We start from the raw sequence: 17267 nt of genomic DNA, 5'->3' as shown, positions 1-17267 counted from the left end.
TATACCTTAGCGTTTTGTAATTATCTTAGCCGGAGATCCTACCACGGTAGTATTTGCTGCAACGTCATTTAATACGACCGAATTAGCACCAATGCGAGCATTATCTCCAATGGTAACAGGACCTAGTATTACCGCTCCGGCACCAATAAATACATTTTTACCGATCACGGGAATACCATTTTCTGCTTCAGATTTACCATTCCCACCTATGGTAACATTTTGGTATAAACAGGTACCGTCACCTATTTTAGCGTGCTTATGAATTACAACACCCAAGCCATTATGGAAGAAACCAACGTTTTCACCAATTTCGGCGGTATACTTAACGTCACAGGCAAAAATAATACGAATAAAATAGTGAATTAGTTTTGGTAATAAAGGGATTTTTTTTAAATAGCACCAACGTGATAAATAATATAAACGAACAACAGCGTGCATAAGAAAACTTAGATATGAAAATCGATTTGTTATTATTGTACTGTTCAATTTACTCCTGTTATATTGGAAAATAAAGTCAAAAAGCGAAAACGGAACATTTCAGCTTTCGGTTTCCTGAAGGCTGGCCAGTTATTATGTATAAAATTATCAAACGAATTATTGATATATTAGCGGCCTTATCAGCGCTAATTATTCTCTCACCTGTATATATTTTTGTTGCTTTTAAAGTTGCTAAAAACCTTGGTAAACCAGTACTTTTCAGCCAAAAACGTCCTGGATTGAATGGTCAAATCTTTACCATGAAAAAATTTCGTTCCATGCGAGATGCTCAAGACAAAAATGGTAATATTTTACCAGATCAAGAACGTTTAACGCCTTTTGGCATAAAACTCAGAAATTCCAGTTTAGATGAACTACCAGGACTTTTGTCCGTACTAAAAGGTGATATGAGCTTAGTGGGTCCTCGACCGTTACTGATTGAATACTTGCCATTATATTCTGAAGTACAAGCAAAAAGGCATGACGTAAAACCAGGTATTACCGGCTGGGCACAGGTTAATGGCCGTAACGCGATCAGCTGGCAAGAAAAATTCGAACTCGATGTTTGGTATGTTGAGAACCAATCTTTGTGGTTAGATATTAAAATTATCTACCTGACCATTAAAAAGGTTTTCTCACAAGCCGACATTAACGCCGAAGGTGAAGCTACCATGAGCAAATTTACAGGCCAATCATGAATAAAAACAAAACTTTAGTAATTATTGGTGCTGGTGGTCATGGCTTGGTTGTCGCCGACTGTGCCTTAAGCCTAGGTTACTACAATAACATTATATTTCTTGATGACTGCTTAGATAAACTCAACGCGAATAGCCATTGGCAAGTGTCTGGCCCTACCGCCAACTGGGTTAATTACCGTGAAAACGCCGATTTTATTGTTGCTATTGGCAGCAACACAATACGGGCTAAATTAATAGCGCAGCTCGTGGCCAAACAGTGCCACCTAGCAACATTAATTCATCCTACGGCCTTTGTTAGCCAACATAGTTCGATTAGCTATGGCGTCGTTATTTTTGCCAATGCTGTGGTTAATATTGGCGCACGCATTGATGAAGGTTGTATTATTAACACCGCGGCAACTATAGATCACGATTGTCATATTCAGGCTTATTGCCATATTTCTCCAGGAGTCAATATTGCCGGCGGTGTTAAGGTTGGCAAATTATCATGGTTGGGTATCGGCAGTGCCGTTGTTGAATATATTACCATTGCCCCAAACACCCAATCTGGTGCAGGCGCAGTAATCACAAAATCTACCCAAAGTAATCAACTGTACATGGGCGTACCTGCCCTCCCTGTTCGTTCACTCATTTAAATTTTATAGGATCACCTGTGCTCAATACGCATCTGTCACCATGGCCTAGCTTTAGCGAAGAAGAAATAACTGCGGTTAGCCAAGTTTTACAATCAAATAAAGTTAATTACTGGACTGGCCAACAAGGCCGAGAGTTTGAAAAAGAGTTTGCCGAGTATACTGACTGTAAATATGCCGTGGCCGTTGCTAATGGTACTTTGGCGTTAGACTTGGCTTTACATGCTTTAAATATTAGCCAAGGTGATGAAGTTATTGTAACTTCCAGAACCTTTATCGCTTCCATCAGTAGTATTATTAATGCGGGTGCAACGCCTATTTTTGCCGATGTTGAACTTGACAGTCAAAACATTAGCGCTGCAACAATTAACCCCGTAATAACCGATAAAACCAAAGCCATTATATGTGTTCACTTAGCCGGTTGGCCTTGTGAAATGGATGATATTATGGCACTAGCCACGCGGCATAATTTATATGTAATAGAAGATTGCGCGCAAGCTCATGGTACCAAGTACAAAGGAAAATCGGTTGGAAGTATTGGCCATATTGGTGCTTGGTCATTTTGCCAAGATAAAATAATGACCACGGGTGGTGAAGGTGGAATGTTAACAACTAACGACGAAAACCTTTGGCGCAAAGCATGGGCTTTTAAAGATCATGGAAAATCGTATGCGGCGGTTTATGAAAAACAGCACCCACCTGGTTATCGTTGGTTACATGAGAGTTTTGGTACCAATTGGCGCCTTACTGAAATGCAATCAGCAATTGGTCGCATCCAGCTTAAGCGTATGCCAACTTGGACCAAACTACGTAATGAAAATGCGGAAAAAATATTCCAAGTATGTCGTCAATATTCATGGTTAATCGTACCAACAGTGCCAAATTATATTCAACATGCTTACTACAAGTGTTACGTATTTGTCGATCAAAGCAAACTACCTGCAGGTGTCTTACGAGACGATGTTCTCACTGCAATTAATGCGCTTAATGTACCTTGTTATTCTGGAAGCTGCTCAGAAGTTTATAAAGAAAAGGCTTTCGATAATACAGAGCTTCAGCCAAAAGTGGCGTTAAAACAAGCAAAAATGCTTGGTGAAACAAGTTTAATGTTCTTAGTGCACCCAACAATTACTAATAGTGAAATAAGTAATGTGTGTGAATCACTCACCCAAGCGCTTGATATTATTAATAACAAACTGTAAATCGCTGTATCGAGAGTAAATATCTATAGCATTTGTTAAATTAAGTAATGACAATGTAACCATATGTTGCAAGAATACTTAATCAAGATCGTTAATGCAGTTTGCATTAAAAACGGCGTGTAGTAGGGTACATTTTCATGGTTAGACGAATTGACTTAATTCCAAGTGCTATTAAGTTGTTATTAGCAGTAATATACGATTTATTCTCTCTAGCAGTAGCATTTTATTTTGCTTATATTATTCGCTTAGGTATCGAGAATATTGAATTTTCTCTTCACGAAAACATTGCTTTCGTTGCAGTAGCAACATCAACACTAACACTGTTTTATATTTTCGATGTTTACAGCTCTTTTGTACGGTTTTTCAATGCCAAAGCCTTCCTCAAAGTTCAAGTATTACTGCTTGTTGCCTGTTTTATTTTTTATTTAAGCAGCCTAGTTTTTGACGCATTCATTCCTCGTTCTGTACCGATAGTATTTTTCGTTATTGCCAGTATCAACATTGCTGGGGCAAGAGCATTAGTTAGCATAATTTCAAGAAAGAATTTATTTGATGAACGAGAAGGTGTGGTTATCTACGGCGCCAGTAGTGCAGGCAGGCAACTGGTGCATGCCTTATCTCAAGGTAAAAAGTATCAACCATTAGCTTTTCTAGATGAAAAGAAACGCTATGTAGGTCGTAGAGTTTTAGGGCTTAAAATCCACTCGCATCAAGATATTGCAAAGTTAATTAAAAAGCATGGTCAATTCAAAGTATTAATTGCCATACCTACCGTTGACCCAGCGCGCTTAAAGCAAATTGTTGCGCACTTAGAGCCCTATGCCCTTGAGTTATTAATTGTGCCTGACATGTCAGATATAGTATCGGGCAAACGTGGTATAGATGAATTAAGAGAAGTTTCTGTTGATGAATTACTTGGCCGCAAGCCGGTTGAGCCCATTGCAGAATTACTCAGTGCCAATATTACTGACAAAGTCGTTATGGTGTCGGGTGCTGGTGGTTCAATAGGTAAAGAGCTGTGTCGACAAATCGTACTAAACAAGCCCAAGGCACTGATATTACTTGATGTGAGTGAGGCGTTATTATACGAAATTCACCAAGAATTAACTGAAACTTTAGCAGAAAGCCTTAACCTTCTGCACATAGAGCCTTTAATTGGCAATGTGCAAAATGGCATGTTAATGAGCCATATTTTTCATAAGCACAAAGTACAAACTATCTATCATGCCGCGGCATACAAACATGTTCCTATGGTTGAGAATAACGTTATTGCTGGGGTAACTAATAACGTATTGGGCACATATGAAATCGCTCAAGCTGCTATCTACTGTGAAGTAGAGACTTTCGTGCTTATTTCTACCGATAAAGCAGTAAGGCCTACCAATGTAATGGGTGCCACTAAACGCTTAGCTGAATTGGTACTACAAGGTTTTGCTAAAAAAGATCATAACACGCGTTTTATCATGGTACGTTTTGGCAATGTATTAGGCTCTTCTGGCTCAGTAGTACCGCTATTTAAAAAGCAAATTAAGCGTGGCGGCCCTATCACCATTACCCATCCCGATATTATTCGTTACTTTATGACCATTCCAGAAGCTGCACAGTTAGTAATTCAAGCAGGAGCTATGGGCACTGGTGGTGACGTTTTTGTATTAGACATGGGTAAACCAGTAAAAATAGTCGACTTAGCATATAAAATGACGCATTTAATGGGCTTAACAGTTAAAGATGTTGCCAACCCACTCGGTGATATTGAAATACAGTACAGCGGTTTACGACCGGGGGAAAAACTGTACGAGGAATTACTTATTGGTGATCAGGCAAGTAAAACTAAACACCAGCGTATATTAACCGCCAACGAGCGTTCATTGCATTATAGTGATGTGGCAAAAATAATTGATCAATTAAAAGACGCTATGTGTGATGAAGATGAAGCTAAAATTCGTCAAATATTAATCGCGGCACCACTTGATTACAAACCAACAATTGAAACTATAAACCAAGCAGAAAAAAAGCAACCTGTTTGTAGTATTGTGGCTTAGCTAATACTCTCTTGCTCTATTTAAATAGCGCTTACGCCGTTAGCACTAAAAGTGAGCTACAGCTTAATAAGCATTAGCCAAGCGTTGGCATAATCAGGTAACTGTTTATTAGCTTGATGATAATCTTTCCAGCCAAAGTAACTATCAACTAATAAATCTAATTGAAATAAATTATTGTCAAAAGCACCACCTTGATCAGACAGTACCCCTAAACGTGATACTTCATTATCTGCTTGTTTATAGCTCACCATAAATAACTTACCTAAGCCGAGATCAGCAACATTGCCTGCAAAAGACACTTGTGGTTGAATCGCTATTTTATTTTCAAGCGTTTCACCATAACCCATAATGCTAGGCACTTCTGAAAAATACCAATAGCGCGCTTGATCACGCTTACCTATCGCATAATCATAAGCAATGCCGTTATTACGATGAACATTAAAGTAACGTCGCACACCGTTAACGTCAACAACACCTGTGCCTTGCAATAGCACGTCATGCAGTGCTTCTTCTGTTAACCAAATTAACGCTTTAGCTAATTTTTTCTCTTCTAATACGCCAGAAATTATTTCTTGGCGAGTAAACTTATTACGGGTAATGGTTGGGTCATTATTCGCTTCAGCTAACGTTAAGCCTAGCTCATCATAGGGCAACGCATATAAAGCCTGATTATAAACCGAGGTTTTAACATCGCTGGCAGTTAATAATTTAGTGTAATACTTAGTTAAAAATATTTTGTCTGTAGGAATATCATTTAACATACTTGTTTTTCTAGCGTTGGTACTTTTAAGGGCGATTGAGCGTGCGCTTGCAATATCAGGTGTCCAACGATAGAAATCAAAGTAACTAGTGAGAAAGTCAGGGTCATGTAAACGACTATGGCGATTAGCTCGAACATCTTCACGATAAGTTTGGCAAATAAACGCTAAAGTTTGCTCAACCCTCGAAAGCGTAACGCTTTCATCAAATACCTTTCCAGCATGTACTGCAAATTTATCTTCACTAAAATTCGCTAAATAATACTGAGTTTTATCCGCTACATTGCATAGTGCACTAGCTTTAAAATTTGCCATCTTTCCAAGTTCAGGGGCTTTATCTAGCGCAAAAAAACTCACTGGGGCTTCTGTGAAGGCATGAGCTGTTGCTGTTATAGAGAAGAGCAAAGAAAAATATAAAGAAAAAGAAAATCGCATCAGTAAAATCACTAATTAAAAGAGAACACCATGGTATGACAATCTAAAAAACTACGCTAGCACAGACATCTATAAATCATAATTAAATATTATTTGATATTTTTTGTTACTAAATTCATATTTAGCCATAGTGTTATTTTTTACATTATGGGGTAGTCTTAAATAAGTAAACCAAACTGGTTTACCAGGAACCTCATTATAAACTTATCATGGATGATATCGTATAGAAGGATCAATACAGTGCGTTTAAAAGGACAGTTAATTAAATGGCATGCTGATAAAGCATATGGGTTTATTGCTCCTACTGGCGGCGGAAGCCATGTGTTTATTCATAAATCCGCTTTTGAAAATCGCCAAAGAGAGCCAAAATTAAAAGACGTTATTACCTTTTCAATCACCAAAGATAGCGACAATAGATATTGCGCGTGTGAGGCAACATTTTCCGGTGAAAAATTAAAGCAAAAAAAGCCTAAAAAAGTTAGTCTATTCTCAATTTTCTTATCACTTACTTTTCTTGCGTTGCTCGTGATTACAGCGTTTTTAGGTTATTTTCCGCAAAAAATAATGCTGTTCTATCTTTCTCTCAGCTTTATAACGTATCTTATTTATGCCTTTGATAAATCTAAAGCAAAGCGCAAAGCTTGGCGAACATCTGAAGGCACTTTACATATACTTGCTTTAGCTGGCGGTTGGCCAGGTGCGGCATTAGCCCAGCAACTATTACGACATAAATCATCAAAGCGTGACTTTCGCGTTATATTTTGGCTAACCGTTATGATTAACCTTGGCATGTTAATAGGGTTACATACTTCGGCTGGAGCTAAATTTTTAGCAATTTTTAACTGAGGTTTAAGCTAAAATGTCGATATGAATTCAGCAATATAAATCAATAACTTCTAAGATTTATATTACTGAAATAGTGTTAAGTCCTTAAGGTATAAAATAACTTAGTATGACTAGCTGTATATGTTTAACCCAGCAGTATTAGCAATATATTAATAACGACAAACCCTAACCGCCCTAATCTAATGGCGCTAGTAACGACGTTAAAATATCATCGGTTAAGCTCAGCTTATTATCACTAACCTCTTCTGACAATAGCGCTTTTGCTAGCTCTGCCTTGTTTTGTTGTATACGTTGAATTTTTTCTTCAATTGAATTTTCAATAATGTATTTATAAACAAAAACAGGTTTATTTTGCCCTATACGATGCGCTCTATCTGTAGCTTGGTTTTCTACCGCAGGGTTCCACCAAGGGTCAAAATGTATCACTGTATCAGCAGTCGTCAGGTTTAAACCTACACCACCCGCACGTAAGCTGATTAAAAATACCGGCACATCACCGCGCTGAAATTTATCAACAACTTCTTGTCTTTTCGTGGTTGAACCGGTTAATTTTACATGGCCAATATTAGCGGCTATTAGCGCCTCTTCAATTAAGCCCAGCATGCTAGTGAACTGCGAAAAGATTAAAATTCTCCGGCCTTCATCAATTTGTTCAGGCAATGTTTCCATTAAATAATCAAGTTTTGCTGACTGTTCTACCTTTTGAGCACCATCAAGCGATAACAACTTAGGGTGGTTACAAACTTGTCTTAATTTTAACAATGCATCAAGCACTTCAATCTGGCTACGTTTTAAGCCTTTTTCAGCAATAATATCTTTTAAGCGGCTGTCCATTGCGAGCCTAACTGACTCGTAAAGTTCGGCTTGTTTACCTTCAATACGTAGTTTTTGAATAATCTCGGTTTTTGGCGGCAATTCTGTGGCAATTTTGTCTTTAGTTCGACGTAATATAAATGGCTTAATACGCTGATTTAGCAATAATTTACGCTCGTGATCTGCATGTTTTTCAATTGGCGTTCTAAAGAGTTTAGTAAATTGCTTTTGCCCGCCTAAAAAGCCCGGTAATAAAAAGTTAAATTGCGCCCAAAACTCACCAAGATGGTTTTCCATTGGTGTACCGGTTAAGCACAACTTATGTTGAGCTTTAAGCAATAAAAACGCTTGGTACAATTGAGTTTTAGTATTTTTAATATAATGCGCTTCATCAAGAATAAGATAATAAAACGGCTGTTCACGATATAGCTCTAAATCTTTAATAATCAGGGCATAGCTAGTAATAATAATATCAACTGGCTCTTGGCCTTCATCTCGGTCTAAACAATTAAAATGCTGCTGGCGTTTACTACCGTGTAAAACCTGATATGAAAGCTGTGGCGTAAATTTCTCAATTTCGTTGGCCCAGTTAAAAATAACACTGGTAGGTGCAACAATTAAAACAGGCTTGGTTAATCGGCCTTGCTGTTTTTCAATTAACAAATGCGCCAAGGTTTGAATGGTTTTACCTAAACCCATATCATCAGCCAAAATACCGTTTAACTGGTATTCGCGCAAAAACTGTAACCAATTTAACCCTTGATGCTGATATGTTCTTAAGGCTGCGTTTAAGCCCGTTGGCACAGGTACAGTAGTGACCTTTTGAAAACCTTTTAATTTATCAGCCAATGCTCTTAGTTTACTGGTACCCGTAGCGATCATGCCTTGGTCGTCTAACATTGATAATGTTTGATGGCCCTGAAAACGCGAAAGCTGCAATGTGCCGTCACTATTTAAAGCATTCGGCATAAACAATTCTATAAACTGTTTTAATAAGGGCTGAATGCTTTTGTAACGCAAAGCAACAAAATCGCCCTTGTCTAAATCAACATAAATAAGTGACTCTGGCGCAATAAGTTGCTCTTTTTCTCGGTCAAGCAAAGCTGACTTTGGTAATTGTTCAATAGCGCCTAGTAAGATAGGGAATGCCGGCATTTTTCTGCCATCAACCGTTAAGTTTAACCCCAACGAGAAAAAGTCATGATCATCGGTTTCAATAACTTCTGCATCAAAAATACTATCAGTTGAAAGGGCTTTATAATAAAAATTGTCAGCAAAACTAATATGCCAACCGAGTTCTTTCAGTAAAGGAATTTCTTGATGCACAAGTGCTTGCCAAAAAAATCGCCCTTGCATTAGCATTGAAAATTTCGGTGTTTTCTTTTTATTTAAATAGTCTTCATTAGTAAAAGTGTAGCGCTTCGGCTCAGGCTGAACACTAAACTTTAGGCTGGTTAATTTATCTACAACACTTTGTTCATAAGCCAAATCTCGATACAACTTAACTTTAGCGTTACTGATATTGTCTGGCGAAATAGTGACATTTTTGTCATGTGGATTTACTAAGCTTCCCTGGTAAGAAAAATTAACTTTTACATATCCGGTTTCAGGGTTAGTTTCTGAAGGCGTTGAAAAATGTAAATAAACCTCAGGTTTAGTTAATTCTTGCGAGAATTCTGTTTTTGGCTTAGGTAAACGCTGTACTGCATCACCTAGCGACATTGACAGTTTATTCATTACCCAAGGTAATTTATCTTCTTCAAAAATTGGTGAATTAAGTAAATCAGCTTCAAAGTCACATTGAGTATTGGTATTAATTTTTCCGAAACAATTTTCTAGCTCATCGTAGTAACACAATGGCTGTGCTTTAATGATAATAATATGGTCAGTTGGCTTATTAAAAACGAGCTCTAATGTGTGCAAATGGTTACCCAGCGCTTGCCATTGCCATTGCGCCTCTAGGGGTTCACCTAAGGTAATCGCCTCGTCTAAATTGAAACTTGTTTGCCAGAAACAACGATTAGTTTTGATAATTTGTTCAAATAAATCAAAATACTTAATATTATCGCCAAACTGATTGGTACGCATAAGCTCGGTAATTATTGATACGTCATCGTTATTCGCGTAAGCGCTATTAATTAATGAGCTGGCAGAATGTTCAGTGCTTAATGTTTGACTCCAACCACCACTGACTTTAGCGCGCGAAGATTTAATCGATAAAGTGTAATAATCGTCGTCAACGTAACTATTTGGCTTTAAGAAATATAACAACGATTTTTGGAGATTATTCGGCTGATATCTCGTCGGCTGTGCTTGAAAACGATTAAGCCATTTTTCAATCACTTTTTCTGGCGACGCCGTGCTGTTTGGATCAAAGTGTTGATCGATAAAGCGTTGTGCTAACGCAGCACCATGCTTGCAATCTCGGCCAATATAACAATCACAATAACTGGCAATATCACCGTTTTTTCCTTCAAAAACTAAACGTGTTAAATACGTTGACTGATTGGCGCGCTCACTTGATACAACACCGCGAATAGTTTCACCGTCAAGCGCACATGTTTTTACGCCTTTAGATTGAAAAATTCTCGCGCCTTTTTTCCATTCATTTTTACTAAAGTGTCGTTCAAGTAGTTCAGGTGTGAAGATATTTATTGCCATAAGATTTTAATTATTAAGAACTTAAGCCTATTGGTAAGTTGAAAAGTTAAGACGATTTTCTTCTCAAAAGATAAAGTAGCTATAGTACTTTTAAGCGCTATAACTAACAACAGATTACTCATATTTCATACGAATAGTAACATAATCACTACTTATGCATAAGTACAGCATTGGCATAAACGATAAAAATAAATTTAAATTTAAAGATTCACCAATATCATCATTAATTTAGCTAAATGGCAAACCTGTTTATCTCGTTAGCATTAACAAAATTAACTTACTCAGCAAGCCATAAATACGCTAAAATAATACCCAATTACCCTTGTTTGAGCCCCAACATTAATGACCACTGCAACTTTGCCTGCCAACTTTAAAGCACTTAACCTTGTGCCAGTTTTATTAGCTCGCTTAACCGAGCTAGATTATCAGCAACCAACACCTATTCAAGCGCAAGCTATTCCTAGTGTGTTAGCTGGACAAGACTTAATTGCAGGAGCAAATACCGGCTCAGGTAAAACCGCCACTTTTGCCTTGCCTATGTTGCAGAAAATACACTTGCAAAAAGTGCAGGCAGAAAAATCAAACACAGAGCAAGCACAAAAAGGTAATTTTGTTACGGGTCTCATTTTAGTACCTACCCGCGAACTCGCTAAACAAGTGGCTGATAGCATTAAATCTTACGCCGCACACTTTAACGGAAAAATTAAAACCGTTGCGGTTTTTGGCGGCGTATCTACCAACACACAAATGCTAGCATTACGTGGCGGTAGTGATATTTTAGTAGCAACACCTGGCCGTTTACTCGATTTAATTTCAAGTAACGCGATTAAGCTCGATAAAGTAAATACCTTAGTGCTTGATGAAGCCGACAGAATGTTAAGTTTAGGATTTACTGAAGAGCTGTCTGCACTGTTAGCGCTACTACCTAGCAAAAAACAAACCTTACTTTTTTCAGCAACTTTTCCTGAGCAAGTAAAACTATTAACCCAAGCCTTACTTAATAACCCAATTGAAATACAAGTACAAAACGCTGATAGCAGTACTTTAGTACAGCGAGTTTTCACTGTAAATAAAGGCGAAAAAACCGCCCTTTTAGCTTATCTAATTCAGCAACATAAATGGCGACAAGCACTTATTTTTGTTAATGCTAAAAACAGCTGTGAACATTTAGCGTCAAAACTCTCTAAACGTGGCATTACTGCTGAAGTGTTTCATGGTGATAAAGGCCAAGGTGCACGTAGTAGAGTGCTTGAAGCATTTAAAGCTGGTGAGATTGACGTATTAATTGCTACCGACATTGCTGCCCGTGGTTTAGACATTGAAAAACTGCCGGTTGTTATCAACTTTGATTTACCCAGAAGCCCGTCAGATTACATGCATCGTATTGGTCGAAGTGGTCGCGCTGGTGAAGTAGGCTTAGCCTTATCACTGATCGATTATGAAGATTATCATCACTTTAAAGTGATAGAAAAGAAGCATAAAATTCGTTTAGAGCGCGAACAAGTTGAGGGTTTTGAAGTTGACGAGGCCCTTAATGACGAACTATTAGCTCAATTGCTAGCTGAAAGTAAACCGATGGCAGCACCTGAAGGTAGCGGCAAGAAAAAACGTAAAAAGAAAAAAACCATTAATGCTGATATTTGGGCTGGTCATAGCGACCAAGAATAAGCTACGTTGGGTCACTTATTAGCTATAAAAAATTATTATTTTCCAAAGTCTTGGACCTTCGCAACTTCGGCAAACAACCGGCGATAGTCTTGCAAGGCTTTAAGGTAAGCTTTCACGTAAAGGTAATGCAGTGCAGTTATTAGTAACAGAGTGTTTAGGCAAAACATTAAGATTAGAAGGTTCTATTGCGGGCTGGCAACAGCTATTTTGGGACGACCAATGTGTATCGCAAATAGATGCAAATGCCGATAGCGATACATTTTTACATCAGTTTTCCCTGCAAAGTGAGCAAGGCGAGTTACAAGTAGAGCTTAATGGCACATTACAGTGGCAGCCTTTTGCGCTGCAATATCAACTGTTAATCAATGGTCAAGAAATACAAAAAAAATCATTAGAAGAAAAAGACATTGAGCAACAAGACGTTATTGTTCGTGAAAAACAGCCATTAAAATTTAGCTTGGTTGGCATGGCAGGTCTTGGCTTAAAGTTACTAAAAAGTGCCAAAGTCATAAAAGTGTTATTTGCCGCCGGCAGCTTAGCCGCTTATAGCTGGTTATTCTCTATCGAATTCGCCATCGCACTTATCCTCTGTTTAGTTTTTCACGAGTATGGTCATATTAAAGCCATGAAGTACTTCGGTTTAAAAACCAAAGGCATTTACCTGATCCCTTTTGTTGGTGGTTTAGCACTGAGTGACGACAAAATTAATACACGCTGGCAAGACGTAGTTATTTCCATTATGGGCCCATTTTTTGGCTTAATACTCTCACTTGCCTGTTTAATTGGCTACTGGATAACTGACCTAGAAATACTCGCCGGTTTAGCGGTATTCAACGCCCTGCTGAACTTATTTAACTTGTTGCCCATATTGCCACTAGATGGCGGCCATGTACTTAAAAGTGTCGCTTTCTCTATTAACTCTAAACTTGGCTTAGTCGCTTGTGCCCTTGGCGCTGCATTGGGTATTTATCTTAGCTACAAATTTGGTTTAGCGTTACTCGGCTTTTTATTAGCGATTGGTAGCATTGAAATATTTTTTGAATATAAACGTCGACACCTAAGCCAATTACTGCCACTTAATCGCTATGCACAAGTAGTATCTGCAATATGGTATGTGGTTACCGTTGGTGGTTTAAGCGCTATTATTTGGCTTGTAGGCCAAACGGGCAACGACGCCTTATCACTACCGCTTAAAATATTAGGTAGTTAATAGTTTATAGATTCAAATAACATGATAGTAACGATTCGCTGATATCGACTCTGATATCAGCTTTTATTCCTCTTGTAGTCAGTATAACCACCTTAAAATCCTTATATATATGGAAATTAATTATTAATATTCCTTATATATAATTAATTTATATCAATGTATTACCTATAATTATTTAAATTCTTGCAAAGTGGTGAATTCATAAATCTATTGATATGCTGCGCTAATAACCATAGATGCCGGCGATCTGTCATTACTTTTTGACCTCTATGCTAACGACTGACAATAATGAATAAAATACATCTAAAACAAAATTCAAAGTAAAAAGGAATAAGGTTTGATCTCAAAAAAAGTAAGAGAATTGTTTGTCTCTTTAATGGAAGCAACAGACGACTCCGCCGTTATTTACGATGTAGAAACCGAGCAATACAGTGGTTTTTTCAATAACACGGTAGTCGATAAGTATATTGAACTAGGTGCACTAGAGCTTGTTGAAAGCGATACCGGCGCTACCGTTATTTTACTCAATAATCGCGACGACTTTTTAAGCTCATTCGCTGCAGGTGTGCGTGAAGCAAAGAACGGCGCAGACCAATCTTATGCCGACTACAATGCTAATCCCTTTGCCTTTTCAGTCGGCTTTGAACATTTTCATCAAATATCGAAGAAAAAGCGCCAACTAGTGGGCTATGTTTGTCATGGTTTTGAGCGGGATGATACGGGGTTGGTGCATTCGCAGTAGTACTTTAAGTATCAACCGTAGCAAAGTTTAGCTCTGCAGCGTTAGTTTTTTAGCTTGAATTTTCATCCCTTGAAAAATTTTATCTGATAGCTCAGTAGGAAAGCCTTTGGGCAACATAAAGGTAATGTTTTTAATAACAGTGCCATTCATCAGTATATTGCAGTTCATCAGTACCGGCTTTTATTCGCCAATAACCTACAAATTCACCATTCATCCATATAGTTAATGAGTTTACCTTGCGCTTCGCCATTACCATTCATCCTGATGTTGTTTTTGGCTACAAGAATTTCCATTAAGCTCTTTGGTATTATCTACAAATTGTAATTTAATACCTAAAACGATTAGTACTTTATACAAACGTTCTAACGTGGCTTTTTGTGGTGCACTTTCTAGTGTTTGATAGCTCTGCTGACTAATATTGAGTTTTTCAGCCAGTGCCTTTTGTGAAAGGCCATGAGACTTTCTAAATCCTACTAAAATAGGTTTGAGCTGATCTAGAGTATTAATAGTGTAATTAATTTTCATTCTTAAAAACAACCTATAACCTGTTATTATGAAAAACAGTATATAAGCTGTATTTCATAAAAACAACTTATAAGCTGTTATTTCGAGTTGATGATGGTAATGGCGATGGTGACAAGGGATTAGGTCGCCTATCTAAAGACTAAAGACAAGCTCAAAACGGCGCAGAGCAATCCTATGCTAATTACAATGCTAATCCCTTTACTTTTTCAGTGGGCTTGGTGCATTCGCAATAAGCAAGTGTGCTAGGATTTACAATCAAATAATAATCAATAATGGTTATAAGTTTGAGTGTTTTATTCAACTCACATGCCTATTCCATCAAGTTAACGGGCAAACTAGCCAGTAAATAATACCGACTAGGTTGCGACTTTAAGCATAACAAACATACTAGCTAAACAGCCTAAAATGGCACGCTTAAAATGGCACCCCTAGCATTGACTCTAAGTCATCATCAAAGTTAAAAAAAGGTGACGATTCGCGTTGCTTAATGCGAGTGTTTAACTCAGTCTTTAGTGCTTTTAACGTTGAAGTACTAACAATAAACTGGTTAATAGACATCACTTCATCTTCTAACCGTTCGGCATGTATCACGATATTCTCTGTGGTTATTTTATTACTTCTACCATGAAAATGTTCCCAAACAATAGCTTCAGGCGTGTCGGCCGACTTTAGCGCCTTAAGTTCAGCGTTTAATTCACTGACCTTTTTCGATAGCAAAGCTTCAATTGCCGCTAGTGTTTCAGCGTCAAAATTGAAAGAGTCGTCGTCAATGTGCTCGTGGTAAAGCGTTAGCAGTGTAAACACATCTTTATTTTCTCTAGCACTGGCAAGCTGCTGCATTAAATCATGCTTAATCGCTTTTTTAGTGGCATCACTTTCTTTATCCGGATGTAACTTAGCGGCAAGGCGCTTATACATTTTATTTAATTGACTGCCTTTAAATAATTTTTCAAGAATACCTAGCTCTTCCTTGCTGTTTCTTTTCGAAAAACTTCTATTGTACTGGTAGTCAAAATCTTCTTCAAAGCCCTGATCAAACTCTTCGCTATAGTCATCCTTCTCGATTTCTTCTTCATTCATTTTTTCGTGAAAACGTTGAACATGCTCTTGGATCAGAGCAGGATTTTTAATTATCTCAATTAGCTCCTCGCGATTAAACTGCATTTCACCGTCAAACATTTCATCTAACATGTTAGCTAGCTCGACAATACTCTCTTCATCTACCGCTTGGTCTAAACTTTCAGTCAATAGTGTCAATTCTGTATTTATTTGTTCACGTAAATCAGCAACATCAATACCTTCAGAGAAAAGATGTGTAGCTAAATAATCGATATCATCCGAAACCCAACCTAACAGCTCATTTCTTTGCTTATCGGTTAATGATTTTTTGGACAGAAAGCGTATTAAATGCTCAACTTGCGCAGTAATAGCATCAGCTAACTTTTGTTCAGCAGGCTGGGCTTGCTGTTTAAATTGCTCAAACAACTTACTTCTTTTTTTAGTGAAATTAGCATTACGCTTTTGATGTTTCTCTATTTTTATCCACAAAGAAGACAAGGTACTAGACGGCTTATTCTTTTTATTTTCAGCACTGAATTTACTTAACTCGGGAATGATATTGTTCATGAGAATATTTTTATTGGCCTAGTGATAAAGCTATTGTAGCTGTTAAATAAGTTATAGCGCAAAGGTGATTGTTATCTAGCGACCCGCACCAATGATTGCTTTAAAAGTTACAATTGCTCCTGTGTACCTCTAAATAAGTTTGCTTAGGCTGATAATGACATGGTAAGGCTATTTTCATTCCTTGCTTCTTCTTAAAATACTCATCTACACTGCTTGAAGTAAAAAAATCATTAATATTTTTACTAATAATGAGTCGATAGTCTTCATCTAAACTAATTAAATGTTTATCAAAAGCGGCATCATAGGTTGCTGATAAACACAGGCCATTAGCGGGATCTAATCTTATTTTTTTATCTTCGACCCACGGGACTATATGACTTGCAATATTAACCTCTGGAATATTTAACCCCGTAATACAACAAGTACTATTGTAGATTTTTAGTATTATTTTCCTAAATACATTTTGATTAGTGCGCGTTGTAACTTCCCTTACAACTTCTTTACCTTCGTATTTTTCAAGACCATCCAATAAATAGCTAGGGTAATCCAAATTTACCTCAGTAACTGCCTGACTATCCAGATCAATATTACTGAAGAGTCTTTGTTCAAACCTAAATTCTACTAAAAATTTTATCAAACAATTTAAAGCCGCAGAACAAAAACCATTTGCCAAGTAACTTTTTGGAATACCTTCAATATGCCATAGGTTGTTCACTTGAATTCTATTTTGCCGAAGCACAAAAGTGTATAACTCGTTTAAACGATCTATTGAAGAAACCATCCAAACATTTTTACAGTCATCAAAACCAAATGACTCATTCGCTATTAACTGATTCAAGATATCTATAGCCCGAATATACGATATGGCTTTTTGGCTACCAGCAACATTTGTTGCTTTGATATAGCTGGAGAATGAACTTTTAATCATTTAG

General features: G+C 37.4%; 14 protein-coding genes. 8 read left to right on the top strand and 6 right to left on the bottom strand.

The window, feature by feature from the left end; translation table 11 throughout:
• Positions 1-6 precede the first annotated feature (6 nt).
• Positions 7-438 carry a serine O-acetyltransferase gene (locus B6A32_RS09455; RefSeq protein WP_085303297.1) on the bottom strand — a complete coding sequence of 144 codons (432 nt, stop codon included), beginning with the start codon at positions 436-438 and terminating at the stop codon, positions 7-9.
• A gap of 134 nt (positions 439-572) precedes the next feature.
• Between B6A32_RS09455 and B6A32_RS09450 the strand changes: the two genes are divergently transcribed.
• From B6A32_RS09450 to B6A32_RS09435, 4 genes are all read left to right on the top strand, one after another.
• Positions 573-1175: a sugar transferase gene (locus B6A32_RS09450; RefSeq protein ID WP_143327894.1), complete on the top strand. Its 603-nt coding sequence runs from the start codon at positions 573-575 to the stop codon at positions 1173-1175.
• A complete protein-coding gene (locus tag B6A32_RS09445; protein ID WP_085303295.1) occupies positions 1172-1810 on the top strand; it encodes an acetyltransferase in 639 nt (212 codons plus the stop codon). The genes B6A32_RS09450 and B6A32_RS09445 overlap by 4 nt, the downstream gene beginning before the upstream one ends.
• Before the next feature lie 17 nt (positions 1811-1827).
• Positions 1828-3009, top strand: coding sequence for a DegT/DnrJ/EryC1/StrS family aminotransferase (locus B6A32_RS09440; RefSeq protein WP_085303294.1), 1182 nt, complete (start codon positions 1828-1830; stop codon positions 3007-3009).
• 137 nt (positions 3010-3146) lie between these two features.
• A complete protein-coding gene (locus tag B6A32_RS09435) occupies positions 3147-5051 on the top strand; it encodes a polysaccharide biosynthesis protein (protein WP_085303292.1) in 1905 nt (634 codons plus the stop codon).
• Positions 5052-5107: 56 nt separating this feature from the next.
• Here B6A32_RS09435 and B6A32_RS09430 read toward each other — a convergent pair whose 3' ends face one another.
• Positions 5108-6244 (bottom strand): MltA domain-containing protein, encoded by a 1137-nt coding sequence (locus tag B6A32_RS09430; RefSeq protein ID WP_085303289.1) that lies wholly within the window; start codon positions 6242-6244, stop codon positions 5108-5110.
• 240 nt (positions 6245-6484) lie between these two features.
• Here B6A32_RS09430 and B6A32_RS09425 point away from each other — a divergent pair, with 240 nt between their 5' ends.
• Positions 6485-7090, top strand: coding sequence for a cold shock and DUF1294 domain-containing protein (locus B6A32_RS09425; protein ID WP_085303287.1), 606 nt, complete (start codon positions 6485-6487; stop codon positions 7088-7090).
• A gap of 174 nt (positions 7091-7264) precedes the next feature.
• On the opposite strand, the gene B6A32_RS09420 is transcribed toward B6A32_RS09425, so the two are convergent.
• Complete coding sequence (locus B6A32_RS09420; RefSeq protein ID WP_085303283.1) at positions 7265-10564, bottom strand: DEAD/DEAH box helicase; 3300 nt, start codon at positions 10562-10564, stop codon at positions 7265-7267.
• A gap of 342 nt (positions 10565-10906) precedes the next feature.
• On the opposite strand from B6A32_RS09420, the gene B6A32_RS09415 reads away from it, so the two are divergent.
• The 3 genes from B6A32_RS09415 to B6A32_RS09405 all read left to right on the top strand — a co-directional run bounded on the left by B6A32_RS09415 (position 10907) and on the right by B6A32_RS09405 (position 14184).
• Positions 10907-12232, top strand: a complete 1326-nt coding sequence (locus B6A32_RS09415; RefSeq protein WP_085303281.1) for a DEAD/DEAH box helicase — start codon at positions 10907-10909, stop codon at positions 12230-12232.
• 130 nt (positions 12233-12362) lie between these two features.
• Entirely contained in the window at positions 12363-13442 is a 1080-nt protein-coding gene (locus B6A32_RS09410; RefSeq protein ID WP_085303279.1) for a site-2 protease family protein, read from the top strand.
• Between the two features lie 337 nt (positions 13443-13779).
• Positions 13780-14184, top strand: coding sequence for a hypothetical protein (locus B6A32_RS09405; protein ID WP_085303277.1), 405 nt, complete (start codon positions 13780-13782; stop codon positions 14182-14184).
• A gap of 249 nt (positions 14185-14433) precedes the next feature.
• Here the strand turns inward: B6A32_RS09405 and B6A32_RS09400 are convergent, their stop codons facing one another.
• The 3 genes from B6A32_RS09400 to B6A32_RS09390 form a co-directional block, all read right to left on the bottom strand.
• A complete protein-coding gene (locus B6A32_RS09400) occupies positions 14434-14709 on the bottom strand; it encodes a helix-turn-helix domain-containing protein (RefSeq protein WP_085303275.1) in 276 nt (91 codons plus the stop codon).
• 414 nt (positions 14710-15123) lie between these two features.
• The gene (locus B6A32_RS09395) at positions 15124-16335 is read right to left on the bottom strand and encodes a hypothetical protein (RefSeq protein WP_085303272.1); all 1212 of its coding nucleotides are present in this window, start codon (positions 16333-16335) and stop codon (positions 15124-15126) included.
• 100 nt (positions 16336-16435) lie between these two features.
• Positions 16436-17263 (bottom strand): HNH endonuclease, encoded by an 828-nt coding sequence (locus B6A32_RS09390; protein WP_085303270.1) that lies wholly within the window; start codon positions 17261-17263, stop codon positions 16436-16438.
• Positions 17264-17267 lie beyond the last annotated feature (4 nt).

The organism is Colwellia polaris, from assembly GCF_002104515.1.
In the GTDB taxonomy this organism is placed as follows: Bacteria; Pseudomonadota; Gammaproteobacteria; order Enterobacterales; family Alteromonadaceae; genus Cognaticolwellia; species Cognaticolwellia polaris.
Note: the sequence above shows the minus strand (reverse complement) of the source record. Positions and strands in the feature narration are given on the sequence as shown.